Here is a 19,401-nt window from a genome sequence, read left to right on the forward strand (position 1 = left end):
TTTAGCTGCTTTTTTTATGGCTGAATTATTGTTTACAGTTGAGACTGTAAATAGTTTTTAATGCCCGTATTTTTAATAAGTAACTGTTGGGTTTCTAACCAATCAATTTGCTCTTCTTGTTCATTTAAAATGTGATCAAGGGCTTCACGGGTAATATAATCTTTTTTACTTTCAGACAGTTTAACTGCGCTTCGTAATTCATCAATCGTATCGAGTTCAAAGCTCATGTTAGCAGCAATCATTTCTTCGCTGTTTTCACCAATACGTAATCGGCCTAAGTCTTGAAGATTTGGTAAGCCTTCTAAAAACAAAATACGTTCAATTAAACGATCGGCGTTTTTCATTTTTTGGATAGATACTTTGTAATCTGCTTTGTCTAGTTGAGTGAAGCCAAAGTCTTTAAACATGCGTGCATGTAAAAAATATTGGTTAATACCAACAAGCTCATTAGCGAGTACTTTATTTAGCGCCGCAATAACGTCTTTATCGCCTTTCATAATATGCTCCTACTAAGCCATTTGTGCTTGATGATAATTTTCAGAACCAATTTTATCAATTAGACCAAGTTGTTGCTCTAACCAGTAAACATGATCTTCTTCGGTATCAAATAACAGCTTTTCTAAAATGCTACGTGATTGGTAATCTTGCTGTTCTTCACATATTGCGATTACGTCTTTAACACACGCTACTACTTCAAGCTCTAGTGTTAAATCGTTTTGCATCATACTTTTTACATCGCTACCGATAAGTAAGTCACGGCGCTTAGTCATATTTGGTACACCTTCTAAAAACAAGATGCGCTTAATAAGCCAATCTGCGTGATCTTTTTCTTCTTCCATTTCATGGTTAAGGCGTTCGTATAGCTTGTTTAAACCCCAGTCGTCATACATGCGCGAGTGTATAAAATACTGATCGATTGCTGCTAATTCGTTAGCTAACAATGTATTAAACGCATCGATTACTTTTTGATTACCTTTCATGATAAATCGCCTTAACTATTTCAATTATGAGCAGTGTAGTATAAATTGAATGAATTGCAAGTTTTCTCTATAAAAATCATTGTGTTACTATTGGTTTTGATTCTTATTTAAGTTTGCGTTATTGCTTGGTTTATGGACAGTTTTTTATTTGTATTAGCATCTGAGAATGATTACTAGAGGTATTTATAGATAATAAGTTGAGATACTGCTTTTTATATTATTTTTTTTAATAAATAGGCATGCTGATGATGCCTATTTATTGAGTCTATTGCTAATTAAAACTGGTATTTAGCACCGAGGGTAGCCGTTGTGCCTAATCCTTTGATGTTATAGCCGCCGTAAGTGTAAGATTGTGCGCGGGCAGGGTAGTAATCGCTATTGAACAGGTTTTCGATACCAAAATAGCCACTCCACCTGGCGTTAACATTGTACTGGCCACTTAAGTTAAATGTGTTGTAGCTGCTAACAGGGCCCTGATCGCCAGAGTATTGGCCTTGCGCATTTTTATCAAAGCGCTTTCTGTCGCCTACATATAAAAAGCTCATTGCAAGTGATAACTTTTCGTTAGTTTGCCATGTTAAATTAGCAGTGGCTTTAGGTGGGCTGATTTGTTTTGCCCCTAAATATTCATCCGCTTCAGTATTTTTTCCTTCTACGTAGCTGTATGTAGCACTTAATTTAAGATCTTGATTAATAGTATAATTAACTAAACCTTCGTAACCCCATATTTCTTGCGGTGCGCGCACGGGTTCGTAAACACCCGTTACTTCGTTAAATTCATTACTGGTGCCAAGCTCTGAAGTACTTCTGTACAGTGCAAATTCAAAACGAACGTTTTCAAACTGTGAAGTAAAACCAACTTCGTAGTTGTCAATTATAGATGCTTGTGTCTGAATAAGTGCAATATCGTCAACGGTTGCAGCGCGAAGTAAGCGCCCAATATCAGAAATATCAGAGCCCTGTGAATAACTAAAAAATGGGCTGAATGCATCTGTTAAATTGTATTTTATGCCTGCATTATACGTTGTAGCGTCATAGTTTATGGTATCACCACGCACATTTAATGGGACTGAGCATTGCGAAGGGGTTCTACACAGTTTTAATGTTTGGTAATCACTTACGCTCAAATCAATACTTTCGTTTCTTACACCTGCTTTTACAATAATATCGTCGTTTATTACCCATTTTGTTTGTAAAAAACCAGCAACACTTTCCATGTCCATTTCTGGTACCCACACACGGCCATCCACCAAAGGTTGTGATGTTTTATCGTTTAAGGCATCAATGCCGTAGATTAGGGTGGCTGCTACGTTCTCAAAATCAAACTGGCTATTAAATGTAGCCCTTGCACCTTGCTTTTCTGATTTAATAACGGACTGACCACCGGTATAGCCTTCATCGAGGTTAGCTAGGTTAGTGGAGAAAAAGAATACGTTTTCTATATCTTGTTTATAAAGATCGAGGGTCATTTGTGTGTTTTCAAACAACGCGTAGTCAACATATTTTAGAGTAATATTAACGTTGCCATCGGGTCCTTGTGGCTTACCTTGCTTTTGTAGTTCAGCGGGTACGTGAATAGCGTATGTTTTTTCCCCTATATTGCCATCGCCAGTAATATCACCTAAGTCAGTTTTTTGCTGTGAGCTGTAAAAGTTATAGCTAAACTGCAATTGCTTTTCGTCGTCAAAATCGTAACTTAGTTTAGTAAAGTAATTTTGAGTTTCAGAGTCTGATAAACCGTATTGTAAGCCTAAAATATCGCCCTGTGCATCGCGTTGCACGCCGTTTTCTTCATAGCTTGCCGTTAACAGGTAGCTTAATTTATCGATCTTGCCGTTTACTGCTGCCGATATTCTACCGCCGCCACTTTCTGCTAATTTAACAGCGCTAAAGCGGCTTGAAATACTTATTTCACCTTCAGGCTTACCATCACTGCGAGCCTGTTTTGTTATGTAGTTAATAATGCCACCTGAAGCACCATTACCATAAATAGAAGTCGCGCCTTTTATAACTTCAATGCGCGCTATGGCACTTGCATCAAGTGTTTTTATGCCTAAAGAGCCGTTACGAAGAGGGGTTGATTGCGGTACGCCATCAATCATTATTAAAGGCGCACGGCCTCGTAGCGTTTGTCCTGAATTACTTGAGCTGCCTGTATCAGGGGCAAGTCCTGGAACCATTTGCGCAAGTAAACTCCCCAGTTCTGAGCTTACTTTTAAATGCTGCTGTATTTGTTGTTGATTAATAACGGTAATAGAGGCAGGTACTTCGTCAATACTTTCTGAGATACGACTGCCAGATACAATGACATGTTCTAATTGTTCAGAAGCGTATTCATTTTTATTATTTTCATCTGCTAGCGTGTTAGTACTTACTGCAACAGCAATAAGGCAAAGCGAAGTTTTTAACATGGGAGAGCCCTTAGTTGATAATAATTTTCGCAATGGTAATTATTATCAACTAATCACGCAAGTGTTAATGAGATTTATTTTCGTTTGTGGCGTTTTAACCAAAAATACACACCGCTTACAATAAAAAATGCGAGTGAAAGGGCAATCAATAACCATATAAATTGCACTATGGGGCCTGCAAAATCCCCAATGTGAAATTTATACTTAAAGTTCCATGCTTGCGTCGTAAAGTTGGCTTTACTTGCGTCAAATGAGTTTAATACTTTGCCTGTAAATGGATTTACCCATACCCAACTATAAGCATGGCTTTCACCAGGGTTTTGAATTCTGAGCGCAATGGCATCGTCTGCTTTTTTAGGTAAGTAAATTCTAAATAATCGACCATCAGGGAATACATCCCCAGCATTTTTAATTGCTTCGTTATAGTTTATATCAGCTTGAGAAGGCGCTATTATTTTTGGCGCTTTGGGCCTTTGTTCTACTTTATTAAACGTTACAAATTCTAATACTGATTGAGTTTGTGTTTTCCAATTAAATGCCATACCAGTAAAGGCAATAAGTACAAGCGGTATAAAAAAGTAAACACCAAGTACGGTATGTAATTGATACATTAGCACTCTAAATTTGGCTTTAGGCTTAATAGCTAAACGCTTAATTCTGTTTTTTGGTTTTATCCATAGGTAAAAGCCGAGTAGTACATTGATTAAAAGTAATAATGCACACACTGACATCCAATTTTTAAATGGTTTTTTACCATCACTATCTTCAAATAATAACCAGCGATGTAAGCCTAAAGCAAAGCCATAAATTGTGTCTGTTGTTTGATAGCTATGAATTATTTTTCCAGAATAAGGATTGACATTCACGTAGTGCTTGTTAGCCAATCTAAATTGCCAAGCTAATGCTTTATTTTGCTCGGGCATAAAAAAAACAATTTTTTGTTGTGTTTGCGCTTGCACGCTTTCTATCAATTTTTGATTGTTTAATGTACGAGGCTGCGGAATAACTTGCCATTTATCTGGCTGAATGAAGTGCTGTATGTCTTTTGCATAAATCATAACAGCACCGGTTAAGCTCACTATTAATAAAAATAGTCCGCTAATGAGGGCAAGGCCTAAATGAATTCTACGTAACCAAAGTTTCAAAAACAGTATCTCATTATAAGTTAGTAGCAATATTGTAAATGATAATACGAGATGTTTTCAATTAAATAGTTATGCATTTGTTTAGCTGATTATTAACGCTATTATGCTGCGCTTTTATTTGCAATAGGTCTGGTTTCTATTATGCAATTTTCGATGTTAAAATTGTCGTGTAAGAAGCCTTTTACTGCGGGTAAATCAATTGTTTGTTGAGTGCTAATAACAAGCTCACAATGATTTTCTTTATCATCTAGTTGCCAAAGCTTAATGCTGACTACCGATTCGATATTAAATTCATTACTAATAGCATGTGATATTGCGTGTGTATCAATGTTATTAGGGGCTGCTTGCATTAAAATTTTGCCGCTTTGCTTTAATAATAAAATACCATGATAAATTACATACACAGAAATAAGCACTGTGGCAATTAAATCAACGATATACCACTGGTATAAAATAATTAAAGTGCCAGCAATAATAACAACAATAGAGGCCATTGCATCTGAGATGTTGTGAATAAAAGCCGCTTTTATGTTTATGCTGTGATTTGCACCAGCTCGGTAGGTTAAATACGCTGTTGCTAAATCAATAACTAATGCTATTGCTGCCACCCAGACAACTATCCAACCATTAATAGGCTGCGGATTTAAATAGCTAGAAATGGCTTCAAAAATTAAATATAGGCCAATTATAATTAATGTAGTGCTATTAAAAAGAGTAGCGAGGATTTCAGCGCGCTTATAGCCAAAATGATGAGTTACGTCAGCTGGTTTATTACCGATTTTACGTGCAATGAGCGCTATAAATATTGCCCCAGCATCGCTTAAATTGTGAAGTGCGTCAGCTATAAGCGATAAGCTACCCGAAAATATCCCGCCAATAACTTGGGTTACGGTTAGTAATACGTTAATGATAACAGCAACGGCGAGCTGTTTATTGCTTTGGTTTTCGTCTACATGACTATGTGAGTGATCGTGCGCCATAATGCTCTCAAAACACTTTTATTGAATAATGCTTATATCATGGGGAGTTTAAAACAGCTACAAGAGTGACAAAGGAGTCAAAAAATTAATCCTATTGGCATGTTTTTTATTGTAATGCTAATTTGACGTTATAACGCTAAATACCGATTTTTTAAGGCGTTTATAGCTCAAAACTTGCGTCTTTATATATTTAATGCATTAATATAGTCACTATAAAATGACTATAAGCTATTAGGCAATAAGCATGGATAAGGGTTTAAACTTTGGAGTATTAACAGGTAAAGGACAATCTGTTCGAAGTAAATTAATTATTACCTTTATAATTATAGCATTAGGGCCGTTATGCTTGTTAACGTGGTTTAGTTTTCAGCATGTAAATAATACGCTTAAGCAAAATGCGCATAGCGAACTAAATGAACTCAGCAATATTGGAAAGCAATTTGCTGAAATTTGGTTTTTAGACCAAGTTAATGATCTGTATTTATTAAAGTCGCAATTAAGTATAAGTCCAACCAAGGAACACGCTTTAATAAATGATTTTGTCAGACAATATGATTTTATAAATCATATTGAAATCATTGACGTGTTGTCTAACAAAGCAAAAATAGAACTTTCCTTATTTAATCAAATTCAAGAATCAGAACTCACTAAATTATTCATAGCACAAAATAAAACAGATAAAGCATTATTTCATTCTATGGTGGTTGAAGGACATGCGCATCATATAGTGTCGTTACCTATATTTGACGATCAAAATAAACTAAAAAGTGTATTACTAGCCGATGTAAACTTACAGGGACTGCTAAACAACTTAAGCAAAATACAGGCAAAAAATACGAGTGTTGCATTCTTTATACTGCACAATAGCAAAATCGAAAAGCAAACAAGGGCTTCCGTTGCTACCCCACCGCTTTTAAATCAAAACAGCTCTGCACCAAAACAAGTGTTTAGTTATGCTAATAACAATGAAAAAATATTTTATGCATACATTAATGAACTTGATTTTTTAGGCCAGCAAGGTTGGCAGCTATTAGTTTCCAAACCAGCTGAAGCAGCATTACAAGGCAGTCTCTATTATAAGCGGCTTGCTATTTTAACTAATGCTGGATCTTTGCTGCTTATTTTATGTTCGTCTTGGTGGTTTGGTCGTAGATTATCTCGCCCGTTAATTCGTTTAACTAATATTGTTGAAAGTATAACTAGAGGGAAACATGTAAAAATCCCTATTTTAAACGACAGTATTGAGTTTAATCAGCTTTCAAAAGATCTGCATGAGCTTGTAAAAGTAAATCAAGAACAGCAAAGTACTTTGCAAGAACAACGAGCTGCATTGCAAATTGCACTTAAGCAATTAGCAGAGCAAAAATCAGCGCTTGATAAGCATGCAATTGTTGCTGTTACTGACTTACACGGAACAATAGTTTTTGTGAACGGAAAATTTTGTGCAATAAGTGGTTATGAAGAATATGAGCTTATAGGTCAAAATCACCGGTTATTAAATTCAGGCACGCATTCACATGATTTTTTTGAAGAAATGTATGCAACGCTTAAGCGTGGTGAAGTTTGGAATGGGCAAATTTGTAACAGATCAAAGGACGGTAGCTTATATTGGATGGACACCACTATAGCGCCATTTTTAGATGATGAAGGTAAACCACAAAGCTATATAGCAATCCGCACTGATATTACTCCACTTAAGTTACAGGAATTTGAATTAGAACAGCATAAAACACAACTTGAACTTGTTATCAATAGTACCGCTGTTGGTATTTGGGATTGGTATGTAGATACAAGCAAAGTTACGTTTAATAAACGTTGGGCTGAAATCATTGGTTATACACTTAGTGAAATAGAACCTTGCAGCATAGATACTTGGTATAAATATGCACACCCAGAAGATCTAGTTGAATCAGAATTAAAATTAAAAACCTACTTAGCTGGCGGCAGTGATTTTTATGTTAGCGAAGCTCGGATGAAGCATAAGTTAGGGCATTGGGTCTGGGTACTTGATACAGCTAAAGTAGTTGAATGGAATAGCGACGGCTCACCTAAACGAATGATTGGGACGCATGTAGATATTACTCAAAGAAAAACAACGGAGTCTGAACTACAAAGCAGCCGTGATCAGTTTGCGTCTCTTGTTGAAAATATTCCCGGTATTATTTATCGCTGCGAGTCAGATGAAATATGGACGATGCTTTATTTAAGTGATCAAACTAAAGATATCACTGGTTATGCCGCAGATGATTTTATTAATAATAAAAATAAGCGTTTCTTTGATCTTCTTCATGAAGAAGATATTGATCATATAAAAAAATCAATTAACCAATCTATTAAAGAGCATAGTACGTGGTCAATTGAATACCGAATTATAGCAAAAAATGGTTATGTTCGATGGGTTAATGAAAAGGGTAAGGCAATCTATGACTCTGACGGTACTGTTCTGTACCTTGATGGCTTTATATTGGATATTACTGAGCGCTACAATATACAGTTAAAAATAAAACGTCAGCAAAGTTTACTTGAATCAATGAGTAAGCAGGGACAAATTGGCGCGTGGGAAATAGATTTAAAAGCCCATACTCTTTATTGGTCAGATGAAGTTAAAGTTATTCATGGTGTACCTGATGAATATGAACCCGATTTAGCGACCGCAATAGATTTTTACAAGCTGGGAGAACATCGCGATAAAATCTCTAAGCTATTTGAAAATGCAGTTACTTTAGGTGAAAGCTGGAGTGTTGAGCTGATAATTTTAACCCATCAAGGTAAAGAAAGGTGGGTTAAGTCTATGGGTCAAGCTGAATTTAAAAATGGTGAATGCATACGTATATTTGGCTCATTTCAAAGTATTGATGCTCATAAACGTTTAGAGATCGAAAGTGAAAAAGCAAACCGATATAACAAAAATCTTGCCCAATTAACCATCGCGCCTGAAGTACAAAGTAGTGATGTAAGCGAAGTGAACAAACTAGTTGTTAAATCAATGTGTGAGGTATTGAATGTAGAGCGTGCTTCGTTATGGATTTTTAATGAGGCCGGTGATGCTATGGTACGTCATAGTTTACATACTAAAGGCGAGGGACTGGTTCGCACGGAAGATGAGCTAAAAGTTAAAGACTTTCCTGCGTATTTTTCTGCTATTTACAAGCATAACTTAATTGCGGTTGATAATGTAAATATTCACCCTGCAACAGCTGAGTTTATTGATGACTACACCAGGCCGCTAAATATTAAATCGTTAATTGATGTTGTAATTTCTTCGGGCGATGGGAATTTGGGGATTTTGAGTGCTGAAAAAGTGGATGAACACCATTATTGGACTCAAAACGAAGAAACTTATTTACGTTCATTAGCAACCTTAGTCGGAAGTACGCTTATATCGCAACGCCGTAAAAAAATAGCAGAAGAGCTTAGTGTTGCCCTCGTTAAGGCTGAAGATGCTGCGGTTGCTAAAAGTCAATTTTTAGCGACGATGAGCCATGAAATTAGAACGCCGATGAATGGTGTACTTGGCATGCTAGAGCTTATTGAGCTTGAAAACTTATCGAAACCAATTGAAACAAAAGTAGGGATTGCTAAAACAAGTGCTCACTCATTGCTGGGGGTTATTAATGATATTTTGGACTTCTCTAAAGCTGAAGCGGGTAAAATAGAGCTCGAAAGTATTAATTTTAATGCGGGTGATTTAATTGGTGAAGTTGCAGCTGCGCAAGCTTTTACAGCTCAAGATAAAGGCATTGAAATTATCTTAGATTTAGTCGCTTTAGAGCCTTCACAATTGTGTGGCGATCCAGGTCGTATCCGTCAAATTCTTACTAATTTATTGAGTAATGCGGTCAAATTCACCAGTAAAGGTGAAGTTGTTGTTAGTGCTCAAATAGATAAAGTAGAACAAGGCTTAGTGCTACAAATAAAAGTAAAAGATTCAGGTATTGGTATTAATGAGCAAAAACAGCATCAATTATTTTCACCTTTTTCTCAGGTAGATGCTTCAACAACGCGAGAATATGGTGGCACTGGACTCGGTTTAGCTATTTGTAAACAGCTGTGTGAGCTGATGGGTGGGGAAATTTCACTTAAAAGTGAAGCAGGCCAAGGGAGTGAATTTACTGTGACTATACAAGTCACCCAAAGTGAGCAAAAAGAACGTTATATACAAAAGCTAAATATAAAAGGTTTATCTGTCTTAGTTGTTGATGATAATGAGACTAATAGAATTGTTATATCCCAGCAGCTAGAGCATTGGGGCGCCCATGTAGCGCTTGCATGCGATGCATATGATGCACTTGCAATGTGTGAAAGCCGCATCAGCAGTAATCTAAAAATGTATGATATTGCAGTGCTTGATATGCAAATGCCTGGCATGGACGGGATTGGACTTTGCAAGGCTTTAAAAGCAAACGATGACTTTAAAAACATGCCCCTTGTTATGATGACGAGTATTGCTGGTATGGAAGGTGCTCAGCGTTATTCAAGCATTGGATTTCAAGCTTATTTCCCTAAACCTGTTACAACGGCGGATCTGATTTCAGCGTTGTCGGTAATTACAAATAATGAGCATGATGAAGCATTACCGTTGGTTACATCCGGTTATATCTCATCTTTGAAAAAAGAAAAATTAGGTGAACCTATTCAAATATTACTTGTAGAAGATAATCCAATTAATCAGCAAGTATCCACATTAATGCTTAAAAAACTTAATTGCAATATTACGCTTGCTGAAAATGGACAGCTCGCTATTGATATTTTAAATACTCATGGGCAAGGTTATTTTAAAGCTGTGTTAATGGATTGCCAAATGCCAGTGATGGACGGCTTTGATGCCACAAAAGCTATTAGAAATGGCTTAGCGGGCGACAAACACAAAGATATTAAAATAATAGCATTAACGGCAAATGCGATGGATGCAGATAAGCAAAGGTGTTTTGCTGCCGGAATGGATGATTATTTAAGCAAGCCAATACAATTGGATTTTTTAAAAGATAAATTAGAACAATATATTTGAGGTATAAAGTATATGAGTGAAATAATTGAAATTCGTGATGCGCGACCAAGTGATTCAAAAACGATTTTACATTTTATAAACGAGTTAGCCATTTATGAAAAAGAACCAGACGCAGTAAAAACAAATGAACAAGCCATATTAGATACATTATTTAGTGAAGGGGCGACAGCACATAGTATTATTTGTTTGGATGGCGATGAGCCAATAGGCTTTGCTGTTTATTTTTATAACTACTCTACATGGTTAGGTAAGAATGGCTTATATCTCGAGGATTTATACGTAAGTCCAGATAGCCGTGGGAAAGGCGCAGGAAAAGTAATTATGAAACACTTAGCTAACAAAGCGATTAGCAATAACTGTGGTCGGTTTGAATGGGTGGTTTTAGATTGGAATAAACCGGCCATTGATTTTTACGACAGCATGGGTGCTAAAGCGCAAAATGAATGGATTATTTACCGATTAGCAGGAGATGAATTAATTAATTTTGCAAAATAGATAATGAAAATCATTTGCATTTGCGTTTTATGATGTGTAAGTTAATAGCATATTAAATAAACGCATAGATGATTTTATGATCTTAGGTCAAAAACAGCAGCAACCTGATTTACTTTATCTTGAGCAAGCATTGAGCCCTTGGCAGTCAAACATCATGCAAGGCAATTATGCCTTTGAGCAAGGTGCACTACTTGAAGCACGTGACAAGTACTTATTAGCTAAAACACTCGCTGGCCATCTATTACAACAATTCTTATGTGCGCAAATTAATACTAATGTCATTTATGCTATTGAACATTGTATTCCTGCACTTGTTGTTGCCTCCCATAATTTAGCTGATACCTATATTGCAATGCAGCAACCTGAAAATGCATGTAAATGGTTATGTGAAGTTCACTTATCATTATCTCCACTTATTAAGCACACTCATTACGATGTACAAAAGGTAAGTAAGCATCATTATCTTAAAACATCAGCTGAGCTTGTGTCATTTGCACGTCGTTACCCCTCTTTACCCGAACTTATTGAGCAAGTAAATTTTTGCTTATGCTCAGAGAGTACTACAAACAATCAACTGCACTAATTTAAAAGAAAAAGGAGTATTTATGGCTTTTACTTTGCCTGCACTTAACTATGAGTACGATGCGCTTGAGCCTCATATTGATGGTAAAACAATGCATATTCATCATACTTTACATCATCAAACCTATATCAATAAAGCTAATGCTGCTTTAGCGAATACACCGTTTGCTGATTTAGATGCCGAAAAGTTATTGAGAGAGATTAATGGCTTACCAAATGATTTAAAAAAAGCAGTGCAGGAGCATGTTGGTGGGCATTTAAATCATAGCTTATTCTGGTCAGTCATGAGTCCCCACGGAGGAGGAGAGCCAAGTGATATTATGGCACAAGCAATTAATGAGCAGCTTGGTGGTTTTAATCAATTTAAGGAAAAGTTTACTGCAGCGGCTGTGAGTCAATTTGGCAGTGGTTGGGCATGGCTATGTGTAGCACCTGATGGGTCATTAGTTATACAAAGCAGTACTAATCAAGATAGTCCCTTAATGGAAGGTAATACACCTATATTAGGCCTTGATGTGTGGGAGCATGCGTATTATTTAAAATATCAAAATAGACGCCCTGAATATATTGCTGCTTTTTATAATGTGGTTAATTGGGCTGAAGTACAAAATCGCTATTTAGCTGCTATTGGTTAAGTGCCGAATATGGCTAGTAATACAGTTTACTTTCTATAAGCTAGGCTCTATTAAATTACTTTGTAGAGCCGTTTATGAAATTTTTACATTGGCAAAAAGCACGTCAAAGTCGAGACCCTCGTTTTGATGGTCTTTTTTATGTAGCGGTTAAAAGCACTGGAATATATTGCCGACCAATTTGTCCGGCACCAACGGCTCATGAAAAGAATGTGGCTTATTATCAGTTTGCGCACAATGCAGCGCAAGATGGTTTTAGGCCATGTATTCGATGTAGACCTGATAGTGCACCTGGCAGTGCAGCGTGGCAGGGGACAAAAACTACCGCGTTGAGAGCAAAACAATTAATAGATCAAAATGATGAACATGACTGCGAAAAATTAGCAGGTCGTTTAGGTATTAGTAGTCGCTATTTAAGACGTTTATTTAAACAATATTTTGGTGTGTCTATTACACAATATAGGTTATTCAATCAATGCCATTTTGCTAAAAAACTGATTCAAGAAACAAACCTACCAATGACAGAAATAGCTTTTTCCGCTGGCTTTAAAAGCATTAGGCGCTTTAATGATGCATTTTTACAGCAGTTAAATATAGCCCCCTCGAAGCTACGCAGTGGCGATAAAAAACCAACGTCAACACTTACATTAACTTTACCATTTAGGCCGCCTTATAATTGGCCTGCTTTGCAGTGTTTTTTACAAAGGCGTTTGATAAAACCAATGGAGTGGATAACGCAAACGAGTTACGGGCGTACTTTTGCAAGTGAGGAATATAAAGGAAGCTTTACCGCTGAATTTATAGCGAGTAAAAACCACTTTAGGGTGTCTATTGACATAGATAATACGCGTCATCTGCAACCAGTAATAAATAATATACGTCGTGTACTTGATTTGGATGCCGATATTAATTTAATTGAAACGCATTTAAGCGCTAATACAAACAATGCATTTACAGTGTGCGAGGGGCTCAGGCTTCCAGGAATTTGGTCAAGCTTTGAAGCCGGTATAAGGGCGGTACTTGGGCAACAAGTAAGTGTTACTGCGGCGCATAATTTAGTAACAAAGTTAGTTGATGAATTAGGCGAAAAAGACGACGATGCCGTTTATTTTCCTACGGCTAAAATTGTTGCTAATAGTGATTTTGCATTTTTTAAAATGCCACAGGCGCGTAAAAATGCGCTACATAACTTAGCCCAGTTTTGTGCACTAAATCCTCAAAATGATGATTTAGACGAATGGCTTAATTTAAAGGGAATTGGTCCTTGGACGGTAAATTATGCAAAGCTGCGAGGGCAAAGCCAGCCCGATATATTACTTGATGGCGACTTAGGTGTTAAAAAAGCTCAAGCGGCGGCAAACCCTTTCGTACCTGCTAATTGCGCTCCTTTTCGCTCTTATTTAACGTTTCAACTTTGGCAGCAATTGTAATGATAATTCAAACAAAAATACCAAGCCCAATAGACGACATTATTATTCAAGCAACCGATAAAGGTGTGAGTTATGTTGGGTTTTATCCACCAGTTAAGCACTCTCATACGCCATTTGAGCAAGTTACTAACAAAGCAGTGCTTATTTGCGCTGCGCAATTGAACGAGTATTTTGCAAAAAAACGCACTACTTTTGAGGTACCACTTGATACAAACGGGACAGTATTTCAACAAAGTGTATGGCAGGCGTTATTAACAGTTCCTTTTGGGGAGTCGCAAACATATGGTTATATTGCAAATCAACTCAACAACCCCAAAGCAGTGAGAGCGGTAGGCGCTGCGAATGGTAAAAACCCGATTAGTATTATTGTTCCGTGTCATCGGATCATTGGTGCTAACGCAAAGTTAACGGGTTATGCGGGAGGCTTGGATAGAAAACGGTGGTTATTAAAACATGAAGGGCTAATGTGAATTGGTATTAATTTAATATTAAGGTAGCATAAGCGCACTTTTTATAAAATGGCACAGCAATGGCTCAATTATATTTCTACTACTCTGCAATGAATGCAGGTAAATCAACCACGTTATTACAATCGGCATTTAACTATAAAGAGCGTGGTATGGAACCTGTGATCCTCACCGCAGCCATTGATGATAGGCTAGGTGTGGGTAAAGTATCATCTCGTATTGGCTTACAAGCAGATGCGCATGTTTTTGATGCTAGTAAAGATGTTTTTGATCTTATTCAATCACTCAATAATGATAAAAAACGCCATTGTGTATTGGTTGATGAATGCCAATTTTTATCAAAAGAACAAGTAATGCAATTAACCGATGTAGTTGATGAATTAGGTATACCGGTATTGTGTTATGGCTTGCGTAACGACTTTAGAGGCGAGTTATTTATAGGCTCGCAATATTTGCTAGCGTGGGCTGATAAGTTAATTGAGCTTAAAACTGTATGCCACTGCGGACGTAAAGCAAACCATGTACTGCGTACCGATGAAAATGGTGAAGCAATAGCCGATGGTAACCAAGTCGAAATTGGCGGCAATGACCGATATGTTTCGGTATGCCGCAAACATTATAAAGCTGCGTTAAATATGGGCCGACAAAGCATTTAGGAATGTATCAATATCTTCGCGCGTAATATCTAAATGCGTTACTAGCCTAAGCTGCTTGCTTGGGCTAAATAATATACCTTGTTGTTTAAGGGCTTTAGCAACCTCTTCAATGCTTATATTACCAGCGTAAGTTGCGTAAACCATATTAGTGGTGTTAGTCATATCGACAGTAAAACCACTGATTTCACTTAATTGTTGAGCCAAATAACGTGCATTTTCATGATCGTCTTTTAAGCGCTCTATATTGTGCTCAAGTGCAAACTGCCCAGCGGCTGCAAGCATTCCGGCTTGGCGCATACCGCCACCAAGTACTTTTCTCCATCGTCTTGCTTTATTAATAAGTGCTAGTGAGCCTAATAATAAAGAGCCTACGGGGGCCCCCAAACCTTTAGATAAACAAATAGAAACTGAGTCAAAGTGCTTTGTGATTTCAGTAATATCAACTTTTAGCTCAACAGCGGCATTAAAAGCACGTGCGCCGTCTAAGTGCAGCGCTAAACTATGCGTATTAACAAAGTCACGTGCTTGGGCTAAGTACTCAAGCGGGAGTACTTTTCCGCCAATGGTATTTTCTAAGCTGAGCAATCGCGTTTTTGCAAAATGGCAATCGTCAGGTTTTATAGCCGCCGCTATTTTACTAAAAGGGATGCTGCCATCAGCTTCGTTTTCAATAGGCTGTGGCTGAACAGATCCTAATACAGCTGCGCCGCCACCCTCAAACTTATAATTGTGAGCATTTTGGCCACAAATGTATTCGTCACCTCGCTCACAGTGCGCCATTAACGCAAGTAAGTTGGCTTGTGTGCCTGAGCTACAATAAAGTGCGGCTTCAAAATTAAAACGCTTACACGCATAGGCTTCTAGTTGGTTAACGCTTTCATCATCACCATATACATCGTCACCAACCGGTGCGTTGTACATAATATCGCGCATTGTTTTTGTTGGTTTTGTAACCGTATCAGAGCGAAAATCTATCATGGTTTGCTTTTCCTTTTATAGCTTAATCAAGCTCGCTACATATTTGTTCACGAGTTTCTTTATCAAAATAGCTCCATGCAATAAAGCGGCTAATTTTTTGACCCTGTGCCATATCAACTATTTTATACTCGGCTATTGGGTGAGCTTTTAACACTTCTTCAAGCGCTGCAATATTATCTTTTTTAGAGACTAACGAAGTAAACCACAGTACTTGTTCTGCAAAGTCTTCGCTTTCTTTAATCATATTAGAGATAAACCGTACTTCACCGCCTTCGCACCATAATTCATTATTATGACCACCAAAGTTAAGCGTGCTACTGGGTGTTTTTCCTAAGTTTTTCCATTTACGTTCACTGCCTTTACTTGCCTCTTCTTCACTTGCATGAAACGGCGGGTTACAGAGCGTTAAATGGTATAGATCTTTTTGATTAATAACGCCTTTAAAAATATGTGATGCGTTTTTTTGTTGTTTTAGGGTTATTTTTAAACCATTAAACTGCGCAATTTGCTTTGCTATTTTTACTGAGGCTGCGTCAATATCAGTCCCTGTAAAATGCCACTTATATTCACTTGTACCCGTAAGTGGATAAACCAAGTTAGCGCCAGTGCCAATATCAAGCACTTTAATTTGCCTACCTAGAGGTATTTGTTGTTGATTATCATCACTTAATAGGTCGGCCAAGTAGTGAATATAGTCAACACGCCCAGGTATAGGCGGGCATAAGTTATGCTCGGGTATATCCCAAAAATCAATATTATAATGCGCTTTTAAAAGAGCTTGATTAAGTGTTTTAACAGCCTTGTTATCACTAAAATCAATGCTTTTAGTACCTGCAGGTGTGGTTATAACAAATGGCAGTAGAGCAGGGTGCTCTGTTGTTAATAAATCGAAGTCGTACCCATTTTTATGTAGGTTGCGAGGGTGTAATTTGGAACGTGTTTTATTTTCTTTCATGGCTTCATTTTAACAACAGATATAATGACGTAAGTGTAACAAATGCTGATGAGTAAAGTGCAGACATTTCCTTTGGTATATTTAATATTACTGGTAGGATGAGTTGAAAATAATAAAAAGGAATAACTGTGGCAATTTCTCAGCAATCAATAATTATCAATTTAGCTGATCAACAAACACTTCATTTACGCCGTATCAGTGATGAAAATCAGCAAGGGCCTGTCGTATTTTTTATGCATGGAGCTGTAGAAAACGGTAAAATTTTTTACACGCACTCCAATAAAGGACTTGCCCCTTTTTTGGCTGAGCATGGGTATAGATGTTATGTGGCTGATTTACGTGGCCGAGGTGATAGTAAACCGGTTATTTCAAGTGACGCTAAATACGGGCAAACTGAGGCCATTTTAGAAGATATCCCAGCCTTTATTAAGCAAATAGAGTTGATTGAAGGTAAAAAGCCTGACTACTGGGTTGCTCACTCTTGGGGCGGGGTATTGATGAACAGTGTATTTGCACGCTTTCCAGAATATATTAATGATGTAAAAGCGTGTGTGTATTTTGGCTCTAAGCGTTCTTTATTTAATAATCATCCTCAAAAATTATTACAAGCCAATTTGATTTGGTATTTTATGGCACCTTTACTTGCTAAAAAGCATGGCTATTTAAATGCTAAAGGTTATAAGTGGGGAAGCGATAATGAAACTCAAAAGTCGCATTATCAAAGTATGCAATGGGCTAAAAAGAAGCCATGGATAGATTCTGATGATAATTTTGATTATGCAAAAGCGCTAAACAGCCTGCATTTACCGCCAACACTTCATATTGCTGCGGTAAAAGATAAAGCATTAGCGCAGCCAATCGATATTCAAAAATTTATGGACGAATCGGGGCCAGGCATTCAACAAATGCGAATTTACGGTCGTAAACACGGGCATAATTTTGATTACGACCATATTAATATGCTTACCCATCCGAGTGCCCGCGATGATCAATTTAAAGATTTACTTAATTGGTTTGAAGTACATTCTGTTAACTAGTTCTCATCAAGCAATTTAAGCAAAGGCGCTCTATAGCGTTCCCATTTTGTAAGTGCTGAATTATTAACAGGCTTTCGAATGGCATGCTTACTAAGCGTAGTAACAGCTGATGTACGCTTATGAAATGCTAAACAACCATCTTCATATTGACAACCTAAAAAGTTAAGTAATGCAGTTAGCTGACCTTTTGGGTTGTTTATTAATGCTTCGTAATTCATGTTGTAAATTGGCATATTTTCAAGAGACTGCCAATGACCCATTAATTTCTCATATAAAGTATGGTATTGCTTAAACTCCACGAGAGAGCAAAAATAAGGCTCGTTTTCAGCAAAGTAATTACTAAACACTGAAAAAGCAGTTGCATTAAAGTCACGCGTTAAGTTTATAAATTTGGCATTTGGAAAAAGGACATAAATAAGTCCAAGAGATAGGTAGTTACTTGGCAGTTTATTTATTATAAAAGGCCTGATGGGCGATGCTGTTTTTAATGTTGTGATATACATTTCGCGGGCTTTTTTGATTAAATCAGGCGTTAAATGCGCTAAACATTGCGGGTAAGCAATCCCCGTTTTTTGTTCGATAAAAGCAACTGCGTTATTACTAATACTCGTACTCTCTCCTAGGCTCGAAAACTGACTATGGCTTGCCAACATTTGCTCCACAAGGGTAGAGCCACTTCGAGGCATGCCAATAATAAAGACAGGCGTAATATTAGTTGTAAAACTTTTATCACGTTTTTGCATAAAGGCATTGGTATTGTGTTTAATTATTTCGCTGTAAAAAGGTTCAAGCTCTTGAGTATTAAAGTTACTTAATTTTCGTTGTAGTTTATTTGCTAGTACAAAGTAAGTAAATGCTTGTTCAATGTCTTCAAGTTTATCGTAACTTTTAGCGAGTGCGTAATAACACACCATTTTGAGTCGTAAATTATCTGTTTGCATTAATAAATGATGCAGATTACTTATGTAGTTGTGTTCTTTGTCAAAGCGGCCTAATTGAACTAACTCAAATAAAATATAAGCAGTTACGGGGTAAATCCCCATACTCAATGCGTGTGCAAATGTGGTATGCGCTTTATTTAAATTGCCATGTGTTAAATAGTGCTGAGCTAAGTAGTAATGAGGTTCAGGGTTATTATTTGCTAGACTTTTTGCATATTCAAGCACAGTAAGTGCATCTTTTGGTGAGTTGACACCATTAAACGCATCGGCTAGTGCATGCAGTGGCTCAAGCATATGAGGCATTCGCTCACACGCTTTTTGGAGTAAGTACACAGCAGCATCAAATCGCTCTAACCGCAATGCGATTTTGCCTAAACCAAATAAAGCTTCACCATTTTCAGGGTTGCTTTTTAATAGTGTCTTATAGTGAAACTCAGCTTCTTTGAGCATGTTTTGTTGTAGTAACTGATTAGCTTTTTTGAGTAGCATAGTTATACCAATTTTATTAAAAAAATAATCATTCTATCGCATTAAATAGCGTACTCACTGCGTTAAAAATTATTCATATAGAGCAACTATATATCATAGTTTTCGCCTTGTTATTACGCTATTTTCTGAGCGCTATAATAGAACACTTATTCAATGCAATTGGTATTGTTCATTATTATTTTTATTTACTATAAAATAAAAAAGGCGAAATGTCT

16 protein-coding genes are annotated in these 19,401 nt (G+C 37.0%); 8 read left to right on the forward strand and 8 right to left on the reverse strand.

Annotation, left to right across the window (positions count from 1 at the left end):
- Positions 1-32 precede the first annotated feature (32 nt).
- The 5 genes from bfr (P20495_RS18250) to P20495_RS18230 form a co-directional block, all read right to left on the reverse strand.
- A complete protein-coding gene (gene bfr, locus P20495_RS18250; RefSeq protein ID WP_008133817.1) occupies positions 33-497 on the reverse strand; it encodes a bacterioferritin in 465 nt (154 codons plus the stop codon).
- Between the two features lie 12 nt (positions 498-509).
- Positions 510-980 (reverse strand): bacterioferritin, encoded by a 471-nt coding sequence (gene bfr, locus P20495_RS18245; protein ID WP_007375598.1) that lies wholly within the window; start codon positions 978-980, stop codon positions 510-512.
- Between the two features lie 275 nt (positions 981-1,255).
- The gene (locus tag P20495_RS18240) at positions 1,256-3,391 is read right to left on the reverse strand and encodes a TonB-dependent receptor (protein WP_008133818.1); all 2,136 of its coding nucleotides are present in this window, start codon (positions 3,389-3,391) and stop codon (positions 1,256-1,258) included.
- A 74-nt stretch (positions 3,392-3,465) separates the two neighbouring features.
- On the reverse strand, positions 3,466-4,536 hold the full coding sequence (locus tag P20495_RS18235) for a PepSY domain-containing protein (RefSeq protein WP_008133819.1): 1,071 nt from the start codon (positions 4,534-4,536) through the stop codon (positions 3,466-3,468).
- Positions 4,537-4,637: 101 nt separating this feature from the next.
- Entirely contained in the window at positions 4,638-5,516 is an 879-nt protein-coding gene (locus P20495_RS18230) for a cation diffusion facilitator family transporter (protein WP_008133820.1), read from the reverse strand.
- A gap of 244 nt (positions 5,517-5,760) precedes the next feature.
- Between P20495_RS18230 and P20495_RS18225 the strand changes: the two genes are divergently transcribed.
- From P20495_RS18225 to P20495_RS18195, 7 genes are all read left to right on the forward strand, one after another.
- Positions 5,761-10,524, forward strand: coding sequence for a PAS domain-containing protein (locus P20495_RS18225; protein ID WP_008133822.1), 4,764 nt, complete (start codon positions 5,761-5,763; stop codon positions 10,522-10,524).
- 12 nt (positions 10,525-10,536) lie between these two features.
- On the forward strand, positions 10,537-11,019 hold the full coding sequence (locus P20495_RS18220) for a GNAT family N-acetyltransferase (RefSeq protein WP_007375593.1): 483 nt from the start codon (positions 10,537-10,539) through the stop codon (positions 11,017-11,019).
- Between the two features lie 76 nt (positions 11,020-11,095).
- Positions 11,096-11,602 carry a hypothetical protein gene (locus P20495_RS18215; RefSeq protein WP_007375592.1) on the forward strand — a complete coding sequence of 169 codons (507 nt, stop codon included), beginning with the start codon at positions 11,096-11,098 and terminating at the stop codon, positions 11,600-11,602.
- Positions 11,603-11,624: 22 nt separating this feature from the next.
- On the forward strand, positions 11,625-12,236 hold the full coding sequence (locus P20495_RS18210; protein ID WP_008133824.1) for a superoxide dismutase: 612 nt from the start codon (positions 11,625-11,627) through the stop codon (positions 12,234-12,236).
- Positions 12,237-12,310: 74 nt separating this feature from the next.
- The gene (locus P20495_RS18205; RefSeq protein ID WP_008133826.1) at positions 12,311-13,663 is read left to right on the forward strand and encodes a DNA-3-methyladenine glycosylase 2 family protein; all 1,353 of its coding nucleotides are present in this window, start codon (positions 12,311-12,313) and stop codon (positions 13,661-13,663) included.
- The gene (locus P20495_RS18200; RefSeq protein ID WP_008133828.1) at positions 13,663-14,133 is read left to right on the forward strand and encodes a methylated-DNA--[protein]-cysteine S-methyltransferase; all 471 of its coding nucleotides are present in this window, start codon (positions 13,663-13,665) and stop codon (positions 14,131-14,133) included. Before P20495_RS18205 ends, P20495_RS18200 begins: the two co-directional genes overlap by 1 nt.
- Positions 14,134-14,192: 59 nt before the next feature.
- On the forward strand, positions 14,193-14,786 hold the full coding sequence (locus P20495_RS18195) for a thymidine kinase (protein WP_008133830.1): 594 nt from the start codon (positions 14,193-14,195) through the stop codon (positions 14,784-14,786).
- Here the strand turns inward: P20495_RS18195 and ltaE are convergent.
- Both ltaE and rlmF read right to left on the reverse strand, forming a co-directional pair.
- Entirely contained in the window at positions 14,760-15,764 is a 1,005-nt protein-coding gene (ltaE, locus tag P20495_RS18190; RefSeq protein ID WP_008133832.1) for a low-specificity L-threonine aldolase, read from the reverse strand. The two genes, P20495_RS18195 and ltaE, sit on opposite strands and share 27 nt — an antisense overlap.
- A 22-nt stretch (positions 15,765-15,786) precedes the next feature.
- Complete coding sequence (gene rlmF, locus P20495_RS18185) at positions 15,787-16,719, reverse strand: 23S rRNA (adenine(1618)-N(6))-methyltransferase RlmF (protein WP_008133835.1); 933 nt, start codon at positions 16,717-16,719, stop codon at positions 15,787-15,789.
- 128 nt (positions 16,720-16,847) lie between these two features.
- Between rlmF and P20495_RS18180 the strand changes: the two genes are divergently transcribed.
- Positions 16,848-17,756 carry an alpha/beta fold hydrolase gene (locus tag P20495_RS18180; protein ID WP_008133836.1) on the forward strand — a complete coding sequence of 303 codons (909 nt, stop codon included), beginning with the start codon at positions 16,848-16,850 and terminating at the stop codon, positions 17,754-17,756.
- Here the strand turns inward: P20495_RS18180 and P20495_RS18175 are convergent.
- Positions 17,753-19,186 (reverse strand): sulfotransferase, encoded by a 1,434-nt coding sequence (locus P20495_RS18175; RefSeq protein ID WP_008133837.1) that lies wholly within the window; start codon positions 19,184-19,186, stop codon positions 17,753-17,755. The two genes, P20495_RS18180 and P20495_RS18175, sit on opposite strands and share 4 nt — an antisense overlap.
- Between the last annotated feature and the right edge of the window lie 215 nt (positions 19,187-19,401).

Origin of the sequence: Pseudoalteromonas sp. BSi20495 (assembly GCF_000241185.1) — a bacterium.
In the GTDB taxonomy this organism is placed as follows: domain Bacteria; phylum Pseudomonadota; class Gammaproteobacteria; order Enterobacterales; family Alteromonadaceae; genus Pseudoalteromonas; species Pseudoalteromonas fuliginea.